General features: G+C 61.2%; 19 protein-coding genes. 8 read left to right on the forward strand and 11 right to left on the reverse strand.

The genetic code is table 11. From position 1 onward, the window contains the following. Window positions 1-82: 82 nt before the first annotated feature. Entirely contained in the window at window positions 83-505 is a 423-nt protein-coding gene (locus AACS18_RS16400; protein ID WP_108612736.1) for a hypothetical protein, read from the reverse strand. A gap of 88 nt (window positions 506-593) precedes the next feature. Here AACS18_RS16400 and AACS18_RS16405 point away from each other — a divergent pair, with 88 nt between their 5' ends. Both AACS18_RS16405 and AACS18_RS16410 read left to right on the forward strand, forming a co-directional pair. Beyond that, window positions 594-1,262: a response regulator transcription factor gene (locus AACS18_RS16405; RefSeq protein ID WP_019446511.1), complete on the forward strand. Its 669-nt coding sequence runs from the start codon at window positions 594-596 to the stop codon at window positions 1,260-1,262. Further along, window positions 1,259-2,503, forward strand: a complete 1,245-nt coding sequence (locus AACS18_RS16410) for a sensor histidine kinase (RefSeq protein ID WP_108612737.1) — start codon at window positions 1,259-1,261, stop codon at window positions 2,501-2,503. The genes AACS18_RS16405 and AACS18_RS16410 overlap by 4 nt, the downstream gene beginning before the upstream one ends. Before the next feature lie 101 nt (window positions 2,504-2,604). Here AACS18_RS16410 and rimK read toward each other — a convergent pair whose 3' ends face one another. Together rimK and metH are read right to left on the reverse strand one after the other, a co-directional pair. Beyond that, window positions 2,605-3,501 carry a 30S ribosomal protein S6--L-glutamate ligase gene (gene rimK, locus AACS18_RS16415; protein WP_005340088.1) on the reverse strand — a complete coding sequence of 299 codons (897 nt, stop codon included), beginning with the start codon at window positions 3,499-3,501 and terminating at the stop codon, window positions 2,605-2,607. Between the two features lie 231 nt (window positions 3,502-3,732). Continuing rightward, the gene (gene metH / locus AACS18_RS16420) at window positions 3,733-7,428 is read right to left on the reverse strand and encodes a methionine synthase (protein WP_108612738.1); all 3,696 of its coding nucleotides are present in this window, start codon (window positions 7,426-7,428) and stop codon (window positions 3,733-3,735) included. A 216-nt stretch (window positions 7,429-7,644) separates the two neighbouring features. Between metH and AACS18_RS16425 the strand changes: the two genes are divergently transcribed. Together AACS18_RS16425 and AACS18_RS16430 are read left to right on the forward strand one after the other, a co-directional pair. After that, a complete protein-coding gene (locus tag AACS18_RS16425; RefSeq protein WP_108612739.1) occupies window positions 7,645-8,922 on the forward strand; it encodes a cation:proton antiporter in 1,278 nt (425 codons plus the stop codon). 506 nt (window positions 8,923-9,428) lie between these two features. After that, window positions 9,429-9,605: a hypothetical protein gene (locus AACS18_RS16430; RefSeq protein WP_005340085.1), complete on the forward strand. Its 177-nt coding sequence runs from the start codon at window positions 9,429-9,431 to the stop codon at window positions 9,603-9,605. Window positions 9,606-9,761: 156 nt separating this feature from the next. Here AACS18_RS16430 and AACS18_RS16435 read toward each other — a convergent pair whose 3' ends face one another. Together AACS18_RS16435 and AACS18_RS16440 are read right to left on the reverse strand one after the other, a co-directional pair. Further along, the gene (locus AACS18_RS16435; RefSeq protein ID WP_108612740.1) at window positions 9,762-10,259 is read right to left on the reverse strand and encodes a GNAT family N-acetyltransferase; all 498 of its coding nucleotides are present in this window, start codon (window positions 10,257-10,259) and stop codon (window positions 9,762-9,764) included. A 128-nt stretch (window positions 10,260-10,387) separates the two neighbouring features. Beyond that, entirely contained in the window at window positions 10,388-11,209 is an 822-nt protein-coding gene (locus tag AACS18_RS16440; RefSeq protein ID WP_042052573.1) for an HDOD domain-containing protein, read from the reverse strand. 169 nt (window positions 11,210-11,378) lie between these two features. Between AACS18_RS16440 and AACS18_RS16445 the strand changes: the two genes are divergently transcribed. After that, entirely contained in the window at window positions 11,379-11,645 is a 267-nt protein-coding gene (locus AACS18_RS16445) for a hypothetical protein (protein ID WP_108612741.1), read from the forward strand. A 73-nt stretch (window positions 11,646-11,718) separates the two neighbouring features. On the opposite strand, the gene aphA is transcribed toward AACS18_RS16445, so the two are convergent. Together aphA and AACS18_RS16455 are read right to left on the reverse strand one after the other, a co-directional pair. Next, complete coding sequence (aphA, locus tag AACS18_RS16450) at window positions 11,719-12,438, reverse strand: acid phosphatase AphA (RefSeq protein ID WP_181363308.1); 720 nt, start codon at window positions 12,436-12,438, stop codon at window positions 11,719-11,721. A gap of 106 nt (window positions 12,439-12,544) precedes the next feature. Further along, entirely contained in the window at window positions 12,545-13,219 is a 675-nt protein-coding gene (locus AACS18_RS16455; RefSeq protein ID WP_108612747.1) for an ATP-binding protein, read from the reverse strand. A 166-nt stretch (window positions 13,220-13,385) separates the two neighbouring features. Between AACS18_RS16455 and AACS18_RS16460 the strand changes: the two genes are divergently transcribed. From AACS18_RS16460 to AACS18_RS16470, 3 genes are all read left to right on the forward strand, one after another. Then, the gene (locus AACS18_RS16460; RefSeq protein WP_108612742.1) at window positions 13,386-14,705 is read left to right on the forward strand and encodes an MFS transporter; all 1,320 of its coding nucleotides are present in this window, start codon (window positions 13,386-13,388) and stop codon (window positions 14,703-14,705) included. A 133-nt stretch (window positions 14,706-14,838) separates the two neighbouring features. Then, window positions 14,839-15,561: a MarC family NAAT transporter gene (locus AACS18_RS16465; RefSeq protein WP_108612743.1), complete on the forward strand. Its 723-nt coding sequence runs from the start codon at window positions 14,839-14,841 to the stop codon at window positions 15,559-15,561. A gap of 159 nt (window positions 15,562-15,720) precedes the next feature. Further along, window positions 15,721-15,924: a hypothetical protein gene (locus AACS18_RS16470; protein WP_005340062.1), complete on the forward strand. Its 204-nt coding sequence runs from the start codon at window positions 15,721-15,723 to the stop codon at window positions 15,922-15,924. Between the two features lie 132 nt (window positions 15,925-16,056). On the opposite strand, the gene tldD is transcribed toward AACS18_RS16470, so the two are convergent. From tldD to AACS18_RS23580, 4 genes are all read right to left on the reverse strand, one after another. Next, a complete protein-coding gene (gene tldD / locus AACS18_RS16475; RefSeq protein WP_026035085.1) occupies window positions 16,057-17,505 on the reverse strand; it encodes a metalloprotease TldD in 1,449 nt (482 codons plus the stop codon). A gap of 133 nt (window positions 17,506-17,638) precedes the next feature. Continuing rightward, a complete protein-coding gene (locus AACS18_RS16480) occupies window positions 17,639-18,445 on the reverse strand; it encodes a carbon-nitrogen hydrolase family protein (protein WP_108612744.1) in 807 nt (268 codons plus the stop codon). Window positions 18,446-18,470: 25 nt separating this feature from the next. After that, window positions 18,471-18,791, reverse strand: coding sequence for a Dabb family protein (locus AACS18_RS16485; protein ID WP_108612745.1), 321 nt, complete (start codon window positions 18,789-18,791; stop codon window positions 18,471-18,473). A 34-nt stretch (window positions 18,792-18,825) separates the two neighbouring features. Further along, window positions 18,826-19,655, reverse strand: an 830-nt coding sequence (locus AACS18_RS23580; protein WP_258228744.1) for an AsmA-like C-terminal region-containing protein, incomplete at its 5' end; no start/stop codon positions are given.

A 19,655-nucleotide genomic window follows, 5' to 3' on the forward strand; every position in this document is an offset into this window, starting at 1 on the left:
GTTCGTCCCTGAACAAAAAGCCCATGCTGGACAAGCATGGGCTTCATTCGGGAGCATTTCTAATCGGAACGCAGAGATCGGATCAGTCATCCTCACGGCAGCGGCTCAGGCGCATGCCGTCAAACTTGCACTCCAGCTCGAGCCAGCGCCCTTCAAACGGCGCCAGACTGTTGTCCGAGGTGGTGTAGCCCCAGATCCGCCCCCCTTCAACCGGCCCCTCCAGATCCATCTCGTCCTTGTCATCTTCGTCGAGGGCTTCGACCTTGCGCACATAGCGCACGCCGTTCTCCACCACCCCCTTCATCTCGACCCAGGTACCGCCGAGATCATCCTCGTTGAGCCAATCCTTGAAGCGGGTCTGGTCGTCGATCACGAACGGCATGCCGTTGACCATCAACTGGCCAAGCTGCCAGGTGGTGCGGCCGGTCAGTTTGAATTCGGTCGCCTGTGCGGTGCCAAGTGGCAACAAGATCAGCAACAGGAGGGCGCAGATAGACTTCTTCATCAGGGATCCTCGGGGTTACACTGGCAAACAGGATGCCGAATCCGGTGTGAAAAGAGCGTGAAACGCTCGCCAACCAGGAGAGCAAAGCATGAAGATTTTGGTAGTGGAAGACAATCCTCAGGTGGCGGAAACCATCATGGATTATCTGGAGCTGGCCGGTCACCGCCTCGATTGTGCCTATCACGGTCAGGCGGCGCTGCAACTGCTGGAGGAGCAGCGTTTCGACGTCATCATCATGGATGTGATGATGCCGCGACTCGATGGCCTCAGCACGGTGGCGCGCCTGCGCGAGCAGGGGATTGCCACTCCCGTGCTGTTTCTCACCGCCCGCGACAGCCTGGAGGACAAGCTGGCGGGCTTCAAGGCGGGAGGGGATGACTATCTGGTCAAGCCGTTCGCCATGGAGGAGCTGGAGGTGCGACTGCAAGCCCTCAGCCTGCGTGGCCCGCGCGGCGATGTGGGGGCCATCAGCTTTGGCGATCTGACGGTCGATGTCGCCAGCGGCCGCGCCACCCGCGCCGGTGAGCCCCTCAAGCTCGGCAAGATCCCGTTCCAAATCCTCGCCCTGCTGGCCCGCCGCGCGCCGGCCATCGTCAGCCGTCAGGAGGTGCTCGACACCGTCTGGGGGGATGAGGAGCCCGACTCCGATGCCCTGCGCAGCCATATCTACGCCCTGCGCAACGCGCTCGACAAACCCTTCCCCACTCCCATGCTGGAGACCCTGCACGGCCAGGGCTACCGACTGGTGAGCGCATGAACCTGCCGAGCCTGCGGCGCCGCCTGATCATGGCGCTCGGCGGCGCCGGGGTGGTGCTGCTGATCCTGCTCTCCGGCCTGATGCTGGTGGCCGAGGACAAGATGGAGGAGCTGAGCCTGCGCCACTGGCTGGAAGCCGAAGTGACCCGCTACAGCGATGACTGGCTGCGACTCGGCCCGGCTGCGGCGGCTCCGAGCCCCAGACAGTTCTCCAGCTACTGGACCGAGGCGGGCCGCCTGCCGAAATGGCTGAAGCCCTACCAGACCCCCGGCTTTTTCGAGCATCAGCTGGGCAAGGAGGACAAACACTTTCTGGTGGCCCGCCACCCCTCTGGCGAGGGACTGCTCTATCTGGTCTTCAACGACGACGCCGACGACTACCTCGACCCCTACGAAGACAAGCTGCATCTGGCGACCCGACTGATCGGGCTGGCGCTGCTGCTCGCCTGCCTCGGCTTCGGCATCTGGCTGGTACGCCATATCACAGGGCCGCTGCAACGGCTGCAACAGAGGGTCGCCCACCTCACCCCGGATCAGGCTGATTTCGAACCCGACGCCCCCTGGCAGGAGCTGCGGGATATCGAGCTGGCACTGTTGGCCGGTAAACAGGAGGTGAGCGCGGTATTCGCCCGCGAGCAGGAGTTCAGCCGCTTCGCCAGCCACGAGCTGCGCACTCCCAACATGGTGATCCAGGGCTCGGCGGCCCTGCTCGGCAAGGTGACGGATCTGCCCGCACCGGCTGCACGCGCCACCACCCGCATCCGCGCCGCCGCCGACGAGATGGCGCTGCTCACCGAGACCTTCCTGCTGCTGGGCCGCAAGGAGGCTGTGGAGCGACCGCTGCAACAGGTCACCCCGCTGATCCGTCAGGAGCTGGCCCGCCTAGCCCCACTGTTGCAGCGGGAGGCGCTCGATATCCGGCTTAATCTGGACGAGAGCAGCGAAGTAAACGCCCCCCTCTCCCTGCTCGCCATTGCCCTCGGCAACCTGCTGAAAAATGCCCTGAGCTACGCCGAGGGGCATATCGAGATCGAGCTGTGTGGCCCGGAGCTCACCATCAGCAACCCGACGGCAGCGGCGCCGGATCAGATCCTCGGCTACGGCTGTGGCCTCACCATCATTCAGCGCATCTGCGAGAAGCTGGATTGGCAGATCGACACCCGGCTCGAGGATGGCGTATTCAGCGCCCGATTGGCGATGATCACTGCCGAACAGTTCCCTCTCCCTTTGGGAGAGGGTTAGGGTTAGGGTGAGGGCGCAGTGGCACCGCCAACCCACCAGCCAGATAGCAACAAGGCGCCCGAGGGCGCCCTGTTTCTATCTGACGGATGCAAGCCTGAGGCTCACTCCGCCGGTTTGTTCTTGCGGCTCGCCTTGAGTTCGAGGAACTCGATGATCTTGCCCGCCACATCCTTGCCGGAGGCGGCTTCCACCCCTTGCAATCCGGGGGAGGAGTTCACCTCCAGCACCAGCGGGCCACGGGCGCTGCGCAGGATATCGACCCCCGCCACATCCAGCCCCATGATCTTGGCGGCCTGCACCGCGGTAGCGCGCTCTTCCGGGGTGATCTTGATCGCCTCGGCGGTGCCGCCACGGTGCAGGTTGGAGCGAAACTCCCCCGGCTGGGCCTGGCGGCGCATGGCGGCAACCACCTTGCCATTGACCACCAGACAGCGGATGTCGGCGCCATTGGCCTCGCGGATATACTCCTGCACCAGAATGTTGTTGTTGGTCTGGATAAAAGCCTCGATCACGCTCTCGGCGGCTTTCTGGGTCTCGCAGAGCACCACGCCAATCCCCTGGGTTCCCTCCAGCAGCTTCACCACCAGCGGCGCCCCGCCCACCATGGTGATGAGGTCGGGCACGTCGTGGGTGCTGTGGGCATAGCCGGTGATGGGCAGGCCGATGCCATGGCGGGAGAGCAACTGCATCGCCCGCAGCTTGTCGCGGGAGCGGCTGATGGCCACCGAGCTGTTGAGGGCCATGGTGTTCATCATCTCGAACTGGCGCAGCACGGCGGTGCCGTAGGCGGTAATGCTGGCCCCGATCCGCGGGATCACGGCGTCATAACTTCCCAGCTCCCCACCCTCGTAGTGAATGGAGGGGTTGTGGGAAGCGATATTCATATAGCAGCGCAGGGTGTCGAGCACCTCTACCTGATGACCGCGCGCCTGTGCCACCTCGACCAGACGGCGGGTGGAGTAGTTTTTCGGCTCACGGGATAAAATGGCGATCTTCATGACAATTCCGCTAGAAGGCTGTGCCTGGGCAGGATGGGGCGGGAGAGTATAAGGTGCCACAGCGCCAAGACAACGCCAATTGTTTATCCTGACAACAAGACAAACCACACCAAACAGCACTCTAACCTGTCACTATGACCAACAGGTTAAACGGCGGCTCTGCGCAGGTTGTTCAACCCAAGCAAGGATGCCGCCATTTCTCGTTAAAGATCAACCGATGTCACGCGGGAGTCAGCTCAGGTTTGGCCCCAACCAGCGCTCGGCCTCGGCCAGCGTCATCCCCTTGCGGGCGGCGTAATCTTCCACCTGATCGTGCTGGATCTGCGCCACCGCGAAGTATTTGCTCTCGGGGTGGGAGAAGTACCAGCCGGACACCGCCGCCCCCGGCCACATGGCGTAGGATTCGGTGAGCTGCATGCCGATAGCCTGCTCCACCTCCAGCAGCTCCCAGATGCTCCCCTTCTCGGTGTGCTCCGGGCAGGCCGGATAACCGGGTGCCGGGCGGATGCCCTGATAGTTCTCGCGGATCAGCTCCTCGTTGCTGAGGGCCTCGTCGGGAGCATAACCCCAGTGCACCTTGCGCACCTGCTCGTGCAGATACTCTGCAAATGCCTCGGCCAGACGGTCGCACACCGCCTGAATCAGGATAGCGTTGTAGTCGTCGTGATCCGCCTTGTAAGCCTTGGCGATGACCTCCTCACCGATACCGCCGGTCACCGCGAAGGCGCCGATCCAGTCGGGCTTACCGCTCTCTTTCGGTGCCACATAGTCCGCCAGACAGTAGTTGGGGAAGCCCTGCTTCTCGCTCTGCTGGCGCAGGTGGTGCAGCACCTTGATGACCTCGGTGCGGGACTCGTCGCTGTAGACCTCGATGCTGTCCCCTACCGCGTTGGCCGGGAACAGGCCGACCACCCCGGCGCAGCGCACGCTCTGATCCTTTTCCAGCTGATCCAGCATGGCGTTGGCGTCGGCAAACAGCTTGGTCGCCTCCTCGCCGATGATCTCGTCCTCGAGGATGCGCGGATACTTGCCCGCCAGCTCCCAGCTGAGGAAGAAAGGCGTCCAGTCGATGTAGGGGCGCAACACCGAAATGGCCACATCTTCGAACTTCTGCACCCCGAGCTCGCGGGGCTTGGGGGGTTGATAGCCAACCCAGTCCAGCTGGTGCCGGTTAGCGCGGGCGTGGGCCAGACTGACCGGGCGGGAGCGCGGCTGCTTGCGGGCATGCTGATCCCGGGCAATCTCGTACTCCTTGTCGATGCGGGCGACAAACGCCTCCTTCAGATCCGGGCTGAGCAGGCTCTGGGCCACCCCCACCGCGCGGGAGGCGTTGGAGACATAGACCACAGGCTCCGAGTAGTTCTGCTCGATCTTCACCGCAGTGTGCGCCTTGGAGGTGGTGGCACCGCCGATCAGCAACGGCAGCTTGAAGCCCTGACGCTCCATCTCCTTGGCCACGTGCACCATCTCGTCCAGCGATGGGGTAATGAGACCCGACAACCCGATGATATCGGCGCCAACCTCCCGCGCCGTCTTGAGAATGGTCTCGCAGGAGACCATGACCCCGAGGTCGACAATCTCGAAGTTGTTGCACTGCAGCACCACCCCGACGATGTTCTTGCCGATGTCGTGCACGTCCCCTTTCACGGTCGCCAGCACGATTTTGCCGTTGCTGGAGCCGCCCGATTTTTCCGCCTCGATATAGGGCTGCAGATAGGCCACCGCCCGCTTCATCACCCGCGCTGATTTCACCACCTGCGGCAGGAACATCTTGCCCGCCCCGAACAGGTCGCCGACCACGTTCATGCCATCCATCAGCGGCCCTTCGATGACGTGCAGCGGCTTCTCCGCACCAGCGCGGGCCTCTTCGGTATCCTCTTCGATAAAGTCGGTGATCCCCTTGACCAGTGCGTGCTCCAGCCGCTTGCCCACAGGCCAGCTGCGCCACTCCTGATCCCTCGGATCCTCAGCCTGGGCTCCGGCACCGCGATACTTCTCGGCGATGGCCAGCAGCTCCTCGGTGGCGTTGTCATTGAGGTTGAGCACCACCGCCTCGACCTTCTCTTTCAGCTCCGCCGGAATGTCTTCATAGATGGCGAGCTGACCGGCGTTGACGATCCCCATGTCCATGCCGTTCTTGATGGCGTGGTAGAGGAAGACGGCGTGAATGGCTTCCCGCACCGGCTCGTTGCCGCGAAACGAAAACGAGACGTTGGAGACGCCGCCGGAGATCATGGCGTGGGGCAGGTGCGTCTTGATGTCCTTCACCGCCTCGATGAAGTCCACCGCGTAGTTGTTGTGCTCGTCGATGCCGGTCGCTACCGCGAAGATGTTGGGATCGAAGATGATGTCTTCCGGCGGAAAACCGACCTGATCCACCAGGATCCGGTAGGCACGCTGGCAGATCTCGAACTTGCGGGCGCGGGTATCGGCCTGACCCGCTTCATCGAACGCCATCACGATAACGGCGGCACCGTAGCGACGCAGCAATCTGGCCTGCTGGATAAACTTCTCCTCCCCCTCTTTCATGGAGATGGAGTTGACCACCGGCTTGCCCTGCACGCACTTGAGGCCCGCTTCCAGCACCTCCCACTTGGAGGAGTCGATCATCACAGGCACCCGGGCGATATCCGGCTCACCGGCGATGAGGTTCAGGAAGCGCACCATGGCCGCTTCGGCGTCCAGCATCCCCTCGTCCATGTTGATGTCGATGATCTGGGCGCCGTTCTCTACCTGCTGCTTGGCAACATCGAGCGCCTCGTCGTAGAGCCCCTCCTTGATCAGCCGCTTGAACTTGGCCGAACCGGTGACGTTGGTGCGCTCCCCCACGTTCACGAACATGGATTCAGGGGTGATGATAAGGGGCTCGAGGCCCGACAGACGACAGGCCACCGGCAGCTCGGGCAGCACACGCGGCTTGATGCCCGCCACGGCGTCGGCCATGGCGCGGATATGGGTCGGTGTGGTACCGCAGCAACCGCCGACCATGTTGAGGAAGCCGCTCTGGGCCCACTCGCGGATATGCTCCGCCATCTCGACGGCATCGAGGTCGTACTCGCCGAACGCATTGGGCAGACCGGCGTTGGGGTGGGCGCTGACATGGGTTTCGCTGATGCGCGACAACTCCTCCACATACTGGCGCAGCTCATCGGGCCCCAATGCACAGTTGAGGCCGAACGAGACCGGTTTGACGTGGCGCAGGGAGTGGTAGAAGGCTTCGGTGGTCTGGCCGGAGAGGGTACGGCCGGAGGCATCGGTAATGGTGCCGGAGATCATCACCGGCAGGCTGTAGCCCAGCGCCTCGAACACCCCTTCCACCGCGAAGGCGGCCGCCTTGGCGTTGAGGGTATCGAAGATGGTTTCAATCAGGATGATGTCGGCGCCACCCTCGATCAGGGCGTGGGTCGATTCGGTATAGGCGGCAACCAGCTGGTCATAGGTGACGTTGCGCTTGCCGGGATCATTCACATCCGGCGAGATGGAGGCGGTGCGGTTGGTGGGGCCCAACACCCCTGCCACAAAGCGCGGCTTGGCGGGATCTTTTGCCGTCCACTCGTCGGCCACGGCGCGGGCCAGACGGGCGGCTTCCCGGTTGATCTCGGCAGAAAACTCTTCCATCTCGTAATCGGCCATGGCGATGCGAGTGGCGTTGAAGGTGTTGGTCTCGAGAATGTCGGCTCCGGCAGCGCAATACTGCTCGTGGATCTCGCGGATCACCGCCGGACGGGTCAGCACCAGCAGATCGTTGTTGCCCTTGATGTCGGTATGCCAGTCGGCAAACCGCTCACCCCGATAATCCGCCTCACCGAGTTTGTAGCCCTGGATCATGGTGCCCATGGCCCCGTCGATGATCAGGATCCGCTCCCTGAGGCAGGCTTCCAGCTTCTTTGTTACGTCCGACTGCTTGCTCGGCTCTCTGCTCGACATTACGTTCGACACCGCGTGTTCCTCTTACATCCATGCAACTGCGTAAACAGCATCCTAACAGCAAACAAATAAAATGGAAATCTAGCCGTCTATCAGTCCAAATGCGCCACCATATACTCATTTATGGGTAATGAGTAACATAGGGCCCGAGAGTAACCTATGCCCGTCCTGCATAGGGATACGTGCTTGCTGTCTACCAACGAGAAAAAAATAACTATGAGCGTCTACTACACACTCTGTTTTCTGGCAGCGTTGGCGATTTTTATCGCCTTTGCCAACCAGTATGTTGTGAAGATCCAGACCACCATCGCCATCACTGCGGGCTCCATGCTGATCTCCGCACTGCTGGTGCTGTTTGGCAAACTGGGCTGGTTCAACCTGGAACCTCTTGCCGTCAAGACCATGGAGAGCATCGACTTCCAGAACTTCCTGCTGAAGGGGATTCTGGGCTTCCTGCTGTTCGCCGGTGGCCTTGGCATCAACCTCAAGGCGCTGCGTAGCCAGAAGTGGGAGATCACCATTCTCTCTATCGTGGCCACCCTGCTTTCGACCTTCCTCATCGGCTACGGCTTCTGGTTTATCGCCAAGCTGCTGGGCTGGGAGTTGCCGCTGGTCTACTGCATGCTGTTCGGCGCGCTGATCTCCCCCACTGACCCGATTGCCGTACTGGCCATCGTCAAGAAGATGAAAGCGCCACCCCAGATCGCCATCCAGATCGAAGGGGAATCCCTGTTCAACGACGGTGTTGGCCTCGTCATCTTCGCTACCGTGTTTGCCGTCGCCTTTGGCGGTGTCGAGCCCACCTTCGGTAGCGTGGCCGGTCTGTTCCTGCACGAAGCCCTCGGCGGCATCCTGTTTGGTGCCGTGCTGGGCCTTATCGCCCATGTGATGATCAGCGCCACCGACGACGGTTCATTGGAGCTGCTGCTGACCCTCTGTATCCCGACCGCCGGTTTTGCCTTTGCCAACATGATCGGCGTCTCCGGCGCACTGGCCATGGTGGTCACCGGCATCATGATCGGCAACTGGACCCGTCACTCCGGCTTCTCCGAGCAGAGCAGCCATCACCTGGATCACTTCTGGGAGTTGATGGACCAGTTCCTCAACGCCCTGCTGTTCCTGCTGATCGGTCTGGCGCTGGTACTGCTGGATCTCGCCTGGCGTGACTGGATCCTGCTGGTCATTGCGGTGCCGCTCTGCCTGGGCGCCCGCTTTATCAGCGTGTCGCTGCCCTATGTAGCTTTCCGCCGATTCCGCAATTACAACACCTTCTCGGTGCGGATCCTCACCTGGGGTGGCTTGCGCGGTGGTCTGGCGATGGCAATGGCACTGGCACTCCCCTCCGGCGTCATGATGATCCCGGAACACGGCGTCGATCTGCGGGAGGTCATCCTGGTGATGACCTACTCGGTGGTGATGTTCTCCATCGTGGTGCAAGGCATGACCATCACCCCGATGATCACGGCCGCCAAGAAGGCCTGTGGCGACTACTAAGTCGGCCCACTGTGCTGATTGCAGAATGAGAGAGGGCTCCCGTCGGGAGCCCTCTTTTTATGGCGGATAGATGCGAATATTTGCTGCTGATAGCGCCTTGATTACACAGAGGAAAAGCGTACTGACTTCAACATCGGCAAATTATTGTTTGCTTTTTATTCATTTCGAGGAGAGAATGCGCGTCGGCTAGTTAATCAGCCCTGTTTATGTTTACCCTGCAATGCTTCACCTCACGATGAATCCTGCCAGTACCCGCATAACCTTCTTCTGATTTACTCGCCTTGAGAACCGTCAGGCTGTCTGCCTGCATTGCCCGGCTCTCACGGTGCAGACCCGATCTGCCCACCCAATTTGATTTATGCATCAGCATATTCCTTGAAAGTGCAGACGCCCCTTAACCGGGCTGGGTATTCCTGCGCGCTTGTCGTTCACCCAATCGACCGCGCCCATTGACCTGACATTTGCCAATACAAGGAGCAAACACCTAATTTATATAGAGAAATACCATGATGAAAGCAGTACAAACACACAAGCCCCTGCGTCGCAGCAAGCCCATCAACCTGCCTGTGCAAGAGCACGACAATGATGCGTTTCTGATCCAGTTCAGCACCCGCTTCAGCGGCGGTTTCGCCATCTCCTGTGATGGTATCGCTGGCGAGTTCTCCATCGAAGACCTCAACTGATCCTGCCTGCCCTCCGGCAGCGCCCGATGCAGACAGGCCGCAACTCACGGCGGCCTCTTTGCTTATCCCCCTCCGCCTTTAGCCAGACCCGGGCTCTTGCTTGTCACTCAGCCTGACAGCCGCCTAGCCATTCGCTTTCTAGCTCTCTGACCCTGATCACTGCTCCAGCAGCAGGCACTCATCGGCATCTTCGCTCAATTTGACCAGTCGACTGCGCACCAGCCCCAACTTGGCCAGCAGGCCGATGGATCGCTCGTTACCCGGGGTGACAATGGCGACCACCTGCCCGATCCCCAACCGGTTTTTGCCATCAACAAGGGCGGCCTGCGCCGCTTCAATGGCGTAACCCTGACCGCGATATTGCGGCAGGAAGGCGTAACCGATATCGACCTGCTCCAGGGTATCGCGCTTGATCAAACCGCAGATACCGAGGCTGACACCGTCCTCCTTGCGCTCCACCAGATAGAGTCCGTGACCATAGCGGGCATAGCTGACCGCCGGTCCCTGCTGGATATACTCCTGCGCCTGCTCCAGGGTGCGAATGCCCCGATCACCTATGTAACGATAAAAATCGCCGTCATTGAGCAACTCAAGGATGAAGGGGGCGTCGGTGGCGATCATTTCGCGCAGGATCAGGCGGGAGGAGGCAATCATGGCAAGGGCTCTCAAACGGAAAGTGAAGGGCAAAGAGTGCCCCGTCACTCCAGGGCTGGCAAGCCTGTGGCGCCATCGGCCATGAAAAAGGGGCCGCGTTGGCCCCTGATGAGATGAGATAAACGGGCTCAGGCAGCCAGCAACCCGGCATAGCCATTACCCTGCTCACGCAGTGCAGTGAACTGGGCAGCGCAATCGGCCCAGCTCAACCCCAGCGCATCTGCCACCTTGTGAGGCCACTCGGGCGGCGCCTCTTCCCCCACATCGGATTGCGCAGCCAGCACGATCGCCAGATGGATCAACCCGGCCTCGGCGGAGAACTCCTTGGCCAGCATGGGGTTGTAGTGATACTCCACCGCATTGCTGATGGTCTCGGGGAACTTCCAGTAGCGTGCCATAGCCGCCCCGACCTGGGCATAGTTGAAGCCGACCACCAGCTCTTCCGCCTTGGCCCGCCCCTTGTGCAGCTCCAGATCGTGAATGTGGTGGACAGTGTTTTCCGGCAGGCCCACATGCATCACCAAGCGGCCGAGATCGTAGAGCAGGGCGCAGGTAAAGACCTCATCCCCCTTCATCCCCTTCTTCACCGCCAGACGACGGGCCAGCTCTGCCACGTTGAACACGCTGCCCCAGAAGTGTTTGAGGTCAATGCCGGGCACCGCAGTGACCGATTCGGTGAGCCCGCAGGCCAGCACCATGTTGCGCACCATCGCCAACCCCAGCCGCACCGCGGCCTCATTGACGGTGCCGATCTGGCGACTGCTGCCGAACTTGGCCGAGTTGGCCAGCCGCAGCAACTTGGCGGAGATGACAGGGTCCTTGTTGATCAACTTGCTGATCTTGAGCAGATCCGGATCCTTTTCATTGAAGGTCTGGATCAAATCGCGCATCACTTCCGGGATCTGGGGCAGTAGCTTGGGCTCGGCCAGCAGGGAATCTATCGTGGGCATAGGCGTGTCCATCCATGTTATCTGTGTTCCAACCTGTTTGCCTTGGCAAACTCCTCCTAATTATGAGTAACAAATGGCCTCCCCATCGGATTGTTTATTCGCAGGCCGTTCAAGGTGTTAGCCCCATTCAGGCTATACTGGCCGCCACATTCACTGTTGCGGATATCCCATGAACGACACTCAGGAATTTTTTGACGAAGACGCGCTGCTGGAGATGGTGGAGAACCAGCTCAACGACGGTCACCCGCCCCACGTGAAAGCTACCTTGATGAGACTGGTGATGAAGGGCACCCCGCGGGAAGAGGCGCTGCAATATATCGCCTGCGCCCTCGGGGCCGAGCTGATGGCGATGGACGCCGATCAGGGCCCCTTCAATCTGACCCGTTACGGCGAGTTCCTCGACAGCCTGCCCGAGATGCCGTGGGCAGACGACTGACCCGAACTGGATAACGGATGCAAAAAGGGCGGGTGCCAATGGCCCCACCCTTGTTGCATGGATCCGCTCCGGATCAGAACTGGGAGTTGATGATCACCTCTTCCCCCAGCGCCCCTGCCAACGGCAGTGGCCGATAGCTGGAGTTGGCGGCCCGCAGCAGACGAATGCCGCGAATGCCGACCTCCTGCGCCGCCTTGATATCCCCATCGGCATCGCCGTAGAAGAGCTTCATCTGCTTATCCTTGAGCCACTGCACCTTGGTGTTCTGGCCCGGCTGATCACCGGCGAAAATCACCGGATTGAGCTGGTCGGCCGGAATATTCATGGTCTGCTGCAGAGTCTGGCTCACGGTTTCGGTCTTGGTGGCCGAGCGGCCAGTGACGAAATAGATGTGGTCACCGCGCTTGAGATGCATGGCGATGAGCGCCTTGCCCACCTCTTTCGGCATGCTGAACGCATCCCAGCCGTTATTCATCTTCTCCCAGAAGGCGGGGTTCTTCAGATAGCTCTCGTCGTTGGGCGAGAACTCCTGTTTGCCGCGATAGAAGCCCGGGCTGGAGAAGAGCAGGGTATCGTCGATATCAAACCCGACCGCCATCGGCGGCAATCCATCAAGGCTCTTGGCAATCTGCTCCACCGACACCCAGTGGATCGGCGCCTGCTGGGCCAAGGTGACGGTGGTGACACCGGCAGGGATTGGCTGAACGGTAGCGGCTTGACCTGCTACCGCAGGCAGAGCTAGAGCGGCAGCCAGCAAGGAGGCAAGCAGCGCCGGACGAGAGAGGTGTTTCATAAGGCAGGTTGTCATCTTGAATCAAAAGAGGGGGCCAATAGTGCCCCCATCCCGCCTATCAAATCTGTGAATGCTCCTGCAAAAGGGAGCATTTGACGCCCGATAATTAATCCTTGATTGGCAGCAGATCGGTAAAGACAAAGCCATCACGCAGCACTGTCTCGCCGACCCGAATGCCGAGCGGGCGGGAGAACATGGGGCCATCATAGGCCAGGGTGTGAAACTCGCCGTTCTCACCGCATGGGTCAACGCCCTCCGGCAGCGCCGCCAGCAGTGCCTCGTCAAAATCGTGGCCCCCCAGGCTGGCATCCAGCTTGTTCGGGTCGAGAGCACTGATCCGCGCCTTCAACCCAGCGGCCACCATCTGCGGTGCCAGTTCACGGGTATTGCTGCCCCACAGCGGGAACAGTGGTTCGATGCCGGTGCCTGCCAGCTGCTTTTCACGGTAGGCGCGCACATCCTCAAGAAACAAGTCGCCAAAGGCCATATGGCGGATCCCCTGTGTCACCACATCGGCGATAAAGCCGGTCATGATGCGGGCGTAATCCTCGTTGCTGCAGGGCCAGGGCAGATCGATGGTGATGAGGGGCAGCCCGACGCAGGCGGCCTGCTCGGTCAACAGCTGCTTGCGCACCCCGTGCATCGCCACCCGCTCGAATGCCTGATTGAGGGTAGTAAACAGCCCCACCACTTCGATGGCGGGATCTTGCCGCAACTGATGCAGTGCCCATGCGCAATCCTTGCCGCTGCTCCAGGAGAGCAGTACCCGTTTCTTTTCCATCATTCCTCCGCCAGCGGGGCACTCGGATTGCCCCAAAAAGATGCAAGACAGTGTTGCGAATTGCGCGATTTACACACAAGAGGCAGGCAGCATACTCTCGATCACCTGTATATGCCCCTTGCACGGGGTGACAATAACTAAAAAAACCGATGGGAAACATACGGATATGACCACGACCACACAACAGCACGATCACGCCCGCCCCCTCAATCGACAGGATTACAAAACCCTGGGTCTGGCTGCCCTCGGCGGCGCGCTGGAGTTTTACGACTTCATCATCTTCGTCTTCTTCGCCGTGGTCATCGGCGAGCTGTTCTTCCCGGCCGATATTCCCGAGTGGCTGCGCCAGTTCCAGACCTTCGGCATCTTCGCCGCCGGTTATCTGGCCCGCCCGCTCGGCGGCATCATCATGGCCCACTTTGGCGATCTCATCGGTCGCAAGCGGATGTTCACCCTCAGCATCATCATGATGGCGCTGCCCACCTTGCTGATCGGTCTGTTGCCGACTTATGCGGTGCTTGGCATCGGCGCCCCCATCGCCCTGCTGGGCCTGCGGATCCTGCAAGGCGCCGCCATCGGCGGTGAAGTGCCGGGCGCCTGGGTGTTCGTCGCCGAGCACGTCCCTGCCCGTCGGGTCGGGGTCGCCTGTGGCACGCTCACGGCGGGATTGACGGCCGGCATCCTGCTCGGCTCCCTCATCGCCACCGCGGTCAACAAGAGCCTGACACCGGCCGAAGTGAGCGAGTGGGGCTGGCGAGTGCCCTTCCTGCTGGGCGGTATCTTCGGCATCGTCGCCATGTATCTGCGTCGCTGGTTGCACGAGACCCCGGTCTTCGCCGAGATGAAAGCCAACAAGACCCTGGCTGACGAATTGCCCCTCAAGTCGGTGCTGCGCAACCACAAGAGCAGCGTGGTGGTCTCCATGCTGCTCACCTGGCTGCTCTCCGCCGGTATCGTGGTGGTGATCCTGATGACCCCCACCTATCTGCAGAAGGTCTATGGCATCAGCCCGGCCGACGCCCTGACCGCCAACTCGCTGGCCATCGTGGCCCTGACCCTCGGCTGCATCGTCTATGGTCGACTGATCGACCTGCTGGGCAGCGGTCTCACCTTCATGTTTGGCTCCCTGCTGCTGGCGGGCTCCAGCTACGCCTTCTATCACGGTCTGGCGGCTGGTACGAGTCAGCTGGTGCCGCTCTATATGCTGGCGGGCTTTGCGGTCGGGATTGTCGGCGCCGTGCCTTACGTGATGGTCAACGCCTTCCCGCCGGTGGTGCGCTTCTCCGGTCTGTCGTTCTCCTACAACGTGGCCTACGCCATCTTCGGTGGCCTCACCCCGATGGCGGTGACCCTCTGGATGAAGAGCGACATGCTGGCCCCCTCCCACTATGTGGTGAGCCTGTCGGTGCTGGGTTTCGCCATCGGCCTCTGGCTCTGGTTCCAGCAACGGGCCATCCGGCAACAGCAAGCGCCGCAAGCGGCCTGAGCCAAAGCCCCGAACCCGGTTCGGGGCTTTTTTGTACTGCTTGCGTTCAGTTTCGCCAGCATAAGATAGCCTCCCTCTGGGGCCTGCCACCCGCATCGCCCCATGGCTTCCAACTCTTTATCCGAGGCTCAAGATGTTCTTTCAGGTCGTATTACTCACCTTGCTGGCGCTGCTGCCCATGGTCAACCCGCCCACCACGGCCACCCTGCTGCTGGGACTGAGCAAGGGGATGTCGCGCGAACACGTGCGCCGTCAGGTCAATCTGGCCGCCATCTATCTGTTCTGCACCCTCTGCATCACCTTCTTTATCGGATCCTCGATCCTGGATCTGTTCGGGATCTCCATTCCGGGCTTGCGTCTGGCCGGTGGCCTCATCATCGGCTTTATCGGCTTTCGCATGCTGTTCCCCGCCCCCAGCCAGCAGAGCGGGGTCGATATAAACCAGAGCATTGCCTTCGTACCGCTCACCATGCCAAGCATGTGCGGGCCAGGTACCATGGCGCTGGTGATAAGCGGGGCAGCCCAGATTGCCGAGCTGCCTGACGAGTACAACCGCCTCACCATCTACGCCGGTGTGGTAACGGCATTTGCCCTGATGAGCCTGATCAGCTGGGGGGTATTGAAGCTGGCGGATCCGGTCTGCAAGATCCTGGGCGCCACCGGCATCGATGCCATGACCCGCATCATGGGCTTCCTGCTGGTCTGCATGGGTATGCAGTTTTGCATCAACGGCATCAAGGAAGTGGCACAGGATCCGGTCTTCCACGGCGGCCAGACCGTGCAAACCGCACCGGCGCTACCAAAGGCTTCCGGCACGTTTGATCAGTTGCCGCAGAAGCCCACCAGCTCTGATTGAAAACGGTAGCAAAAAGTCCCTGACGATCTGCACTGATCTTGTTCCTGATCATGTTATTGACACACAAATGAGTTAGTTTGTTTTTCATACAGACTGTATTCAGATGGACGCTGATAGGTTTGTTGATGAATACCCACTCAACTTCAGGAGAGTATGCAGATGGACAAGATGCTGACCGAAATAGGGAGCCATAGCCTGTTTCACGAGTACCTGAACGTGGTTGGGATTGCGAGCCCATCCCTCGCCAAGATCGAGCAACGCTGGGAATATAAAGATCAAGAGCAGCTGGTTGCCAAAATCCAGATCGACAAACAGGGTAACGCTCGCTATTTCATCGACGCCCGCGCCATATCCGTCAACTGATACCGAATAACCCGCCAGCCCTGGTCCACCGACCGGGGCTTTTTGTTGTCTGCGATCCCCTGAATAGCAAAACCCCGGCAAGAGCCGGGGTTTGAATGCATCGGGTTACGCCGCTGCGCGGCTAACCCAAACCTACGAAGTGCCACCCACGGTGAGCTGGTCCAGTTTGAGGGTGGGTTGGCCGACACCGACCGGCACGCTCTGCCCTTCCTTGCCACAGATGCCAACCCCGCGATCCAGCGCAAGATCGCTGCCCACCATGGAGACCTGGCTCATCGCCTCGGGGCCGTTGCCGATCAGGGTCGCGCCCTTGATGGGGGCAGTGATCTTGCCATCCTCGATGAGGTAGGCCTCGGAGGCGGAGAAGACAAACTTGCCGGAGGTGATGTCCACCTGACCGCCGCCGAAGTTGGGGGCATAAATGCCCTTCTTCACCGAGGCGATGATCTCGGCCGGATCATACTGGCCCGCCAGCATGTAGGTGTTGGTCATGCGCGGCATCGGCATGGCGGCGTAGGATTCGCGGCGCCCGTTGCCGGTGAGTGGCACGCCCATCAGACGGGCGTTCTGCTTGTCTTGCAGATAACCCTTTAGGATGCCGTTCTCGATCAGCACGTTGTAGCCACCCGGTGTGCCCTCGTCATCGATGGAGACGGAGCCGCGCCGACCCGGCAGGGTGCCATCATCGACGATGGTACAGTGCTTGGAGGCCACCTGCTCGCCGATGCGGCCAGCAAATGCGGAAGATCCCTTGCGGTTGAAATCCCCCTCCAGACCGTGGCCCACCGCCTCGTGCAGCAGCACGCCAGGCCAGCCGGAGCCCAGCACCACCGGCATGGTACCGGCTGGCGCGTCGATGGCTTCCAGATTGACCAGCGCCTGACGCACAGCTTCACGCACATAGCCAAAAGCGCGGCTCTCCAGCCCGTCCAGTTCGAGGAACCAGTCGTAACCAAAGCGGCCACCGCCACCGGCACTGCCACGCTCGCGGCGATCGCCCTTCTCGGCGATCACGGTCACCGACAGACGCACCAGCGGACGCACATCGGCGGCCAGGGTGCCGTCGGTGGCGGCCACCAGCACCTCTTCGTAGACGCCGCTGATGGAGGCCATCACCTGATTGATTGCGGGATCCAGACTTCTGGCGAACTTGTCCATCTGCTCCAGCAGGGCGATCTTCTGATGCTTGTCGAGGGTCTGCAGCGGATCCATGGCCGGATAGAGCAGGTTCGCTTCGGTGCGCGCCCACGCCTTCACCTTGCCGTGAGCACCGGCTGCGGCGATGCCGCGAGCGGCAGTCACCGACTGTTGCAGGGCCAGCAGGCTCAGCTCGTCCGAGTAGGCGAAGCCAGTCTTCTCGCCGCTGACGGCGCGCACCCCGACCCCCTGATCGATGTTGTAGCTGCCATCCTTGACGATGCCATCTTCCAGCATCCAGGACTCGTGCCAGCTGCGCTGGAAATAGAGATCGCCGAACTCCACCTGATGGCTCATCAGGCTGCCGAGCAGCTGCTGCAGGCGCCCTTCGTCGAGATCGTTCGGGGCCAACAGGGAGGCACTAACCTGGCTCAATAGACTCAATCTTCTTCTCCACTCTCGTAACGAGCTGTTTTAAATCGTCTTGCCGACGGGTTGGCGACAAGCCACACCATCACAACAAACGGGCATGCTCCAGCACAGGCAAACGGCTGCGTTTCAATTTTTCACCACACCATCAGAGCAAACGGGCGTGTTGCAGCACTGGCATGGTGCGATGCAATTCGTCGATAAATCCGGGCTCCATCTTCGCCAGCACTGTGCCGCGCCCGCACTCTTTGCTCGCCAGCACCCGACCCCAGGGGTCGATCACCATACTGTGGCCCCAGGTCTGGCGCCCCGTTTCGTGAGTGCCGCCCTGATTGGCCGCGACTACGTAGCACTGGTTTTCGATGGCGCGGGCCCGCAGCAGCGGCTCCCAGTGGGCCTCGCCGGTCACGGCGGTAAAGGCGGCAGGCACCAGCAGTACGCGGGCACCGGCACGGGCCAACTGGCGGTAGAGCTCGGGAAAGCGCAGATCATAACAGATCGAGAGGCCGAGGGGACCAAAGGGGGAGTCCACCAACACAGGCGACTCGCCGGGGCTGAAGGTCTCCGACTCCCGATAGCGGCCGTGATTATCCGCCACATCCACGTCGAACAGGTGGATCTTGTGGTATTGGCCCCTAAGCTCACCGCTTGGGTCAAACACCAGCGAGCTGGTGTGGATATGGTCGGAATCTGCGATGGTGGTCGGCATGGCCCCGGCCACCAGCCAGATGCCGTAATCGCGTGCCCATTCAGCCAGTTGCTGCTGGATCGGGCCCTCACCTATGGCCTCGGCCCCATCCAGATAACCCTGCCGTTCGCCAAACAGGGCAAAGTTCTCCGGCAGCAGCACCAGCAGCGGCTGCTCTTTGGGCAAGGCCGCCAGTTCGGCGGCGATCTGCTCCCGGTTATCCTGCCAGTGACGGCCAGATACCAGCTGTATTGCGGCTAACCACATGACGTTCTCCTTGTCGCTTGGACCATTAGACGGTGACAGCATCCCCCGCCTGCAGGGTGTAATCCAGTACAATGATGCGCTCCAGCACTGGGCGAAAGATGGCCTTGAGGGCATCGTGATCAGGATGGGGCAGATAGCGCTGGCGGGCCGCTTCGTCGGCGAAGGTCATCAGTACGCTGTGGGTAAACCCCTCGGCCCGCCCCTCCGGGCTGTCATCCCGACCCCACTCCACGGCGGTCACGCCGCTGACCTGATGGGGAATGGCGAGAAAGGCGGTACGCACCGCATCTATCTGGGCAGGCTGGGCGTCCGGCTTGAAGGCGATCAGCAGGATATGTCGGATCATGGCTCACTCCTTGTGATGGTGCCGGGCCGCTCGTTCAGCGCTGAGCGGGCCCCGCGTGTTTGGGGCTCAGCAGGAAAGGGGTCACCTCTTGGGTCGGCAGGCTGGGGGCAACGGCATCTACCGCCTCTTTCTGCTGCTGGTTGAGCTTGATGCGCGCGCGATCGCGCCCCGCCTCGATCAGCTTGGGTGCGTCGAGCGGGCCCGAGATGCGAAAATCGATGCGGGTCACCACATCCACTACCGGCTCCAGCAGTTTGGAGAGGGCCAGCACATAGAGACCCGTGACCGGCGTGATGGAGAAGGCCGCCACCACCGGCAGGGTGCCACCCAGATTGGGGGAGAAACTCAGCTCGTAGTCGAGCCGCCAGCGCACCAGATCGGCGATCCCCTCGCCGCGCAGGTTGCCTGCCGCCCCCTTCATATAGAAATCATCGTTGCTGACCTGCCCCTGCTTGATGGTGGCAGAGGCGGACATGGATTCGAAGTAGAAGCCCTTGTCGAACACATCGCGAAAATCGAGCCGCAGTTTGCGCAGCAGGGAATCGAGGCTGAGCAGGGAGAGCAGCCGTGCCCCCTTGTCGTTGACCTCCCGCAGGGTGCCGCCCTCCAGCTGATAGTTGGCACTTCCCCCCAGAGTCGGCAGACTCGGGCGGTAGGGCACATCCTGCCAGTTCAGATCAAAAGCGAGGGAGCCGGGGGCATCGCCGATGGGCGAGGTGTAGCCGAGCCGCTTGAGCAGCAGCTCGCTGTTGTTGCTGGTCAGCTTGCCACGGGCGCGGGTCTCCATCTGGTTGCCATCGGCCAACCAGTCGACGCTGCCGGTGAGCTGACTCCCCGCCAGCCGCACATCCAGCCCCTTGAGGG

The organism is Aeromonas sp. HMWF015, from assembly GCF_963878965.1.
Classification (GTDB): domain Bacteria; phylum Pseudomonadota; class Gammaproteobacteria; order Enterobacterales; family Aeromonadaceae; genus Aeromonas; species Aeromonas veronii.

Coding starts and splice junctions, on each gene's coding strand:
- AACS18_RS16400 (WP_108612736.1), bottom strand. CDS start 505: ATGAAGAAGTCTATCTGCGCCCTCCTGTTGCTGATCTTGTTGCCACTT.
- AACS18_RS16405 (WP_019446511.1), top strand. CDS start 594: ATGAAGATTTTGGTAGTGGAAGACAATCCTCAGGTGGCGGAAACCATC.
- AACS18_RS16410 (WP_108612737.1), top strand. CDS start 1,259: ATGAACCTGCCGAGCCTGCGGCGCCGCCTGATCATGGCGCTCGGCGGC.
- rimK (WP_005340088.1), bottom strand. CDS start 3,501: ATGAAGATCGCCATTTTATCCCGTGAGCCGAAAAACTACTCCACCCGC.
- metH (WP_108612738.1), bottom strand. CDS start 7,428: ATGTCGAGCAGAGAGCCGAGCAAGCAGTCGGACGTAACAAAGAAGCTG.
- AACS18_RS16425 (WP_108612739.1), top strand. CDS start 7,645: ATGAGCGTCTACTACACACTCTGTTTTCTGGCAGCGTTGGCGATTTTT.
- AACS18_RS16430 (WP_005340085.1), top strand. CDS start 9,429: ATGATGAAAGCAGTACAAACACACAAGCCCCTGCGTCGCAGCAAGCCC.
- AACS18_RS16435 (WP_108612740.1), bottom strand. CDS start 10,259: ATGATTGCCTCCTCCCGCCTGATCCTGCGCGAAATGATCGCCACCGAC.
- AACS18_RS16440 (WP_042052573.1), bottom strand. CDS start 11,209: ATGCCCACGATAGATTCCCTGCTGGCCGAGCCCAAGCTACTGCCCCAG.
- AACS18_RS16445 (WP_108612741.1), top strand. CDS start 11,379: ATGAACGACACTCAGGAATTTTTTGACGAAGACGCGCTGCTGGAGATG.
- aphA (WP_181363308.1), bottom strand. CDS start 12,438: ATGAAACACCTCTCTCGTCCGGCGCTGCTTGCCTCCTTGCTGGCTGCC.
- AACS18_RS16455 (WP_108612747.1), bottom strand. CDS start 13,219: ATGGAAAAGAAACGGGTACTGCTCTCCTGGAGCAGCGGCAAGGATTGC.
- AACS18_RS16460 (WP_108612742.1), top strand. CDS start 13,386: ATGACCACGACCACACAACAGCACGATCACGCCCGCCCCCTCAATCGA.
- AACS18_RS16465 (WP_108612743.1), top strand. CDS start 14,839: ATGTTCTTTCAGGTCGTATTACTCACCTTGCTGGCGCTGCTGCCCATG.
- AACS18_RS16470 (WP_005340062.1), top strand. CDS start 15,721: ATGGACAAGATGCTGACCGAAATAGGGAGCCATAGCCTGTTTCACGAG.
- AACS18_RS16480 (WP_108612744.1), bottom strand. CDS start 18,445: ATGTGGTTAGCCGCAATACAGCTGGTATCTGGCCGTCACTGGCAGGAT.
- AACS18_RS16485 (WP_108612745.1), bottom strand. CDS start 18,791: ATGATCCGACATATCCTGCTGATCGCCTTCAAGCCGGACGCCCAGCCT.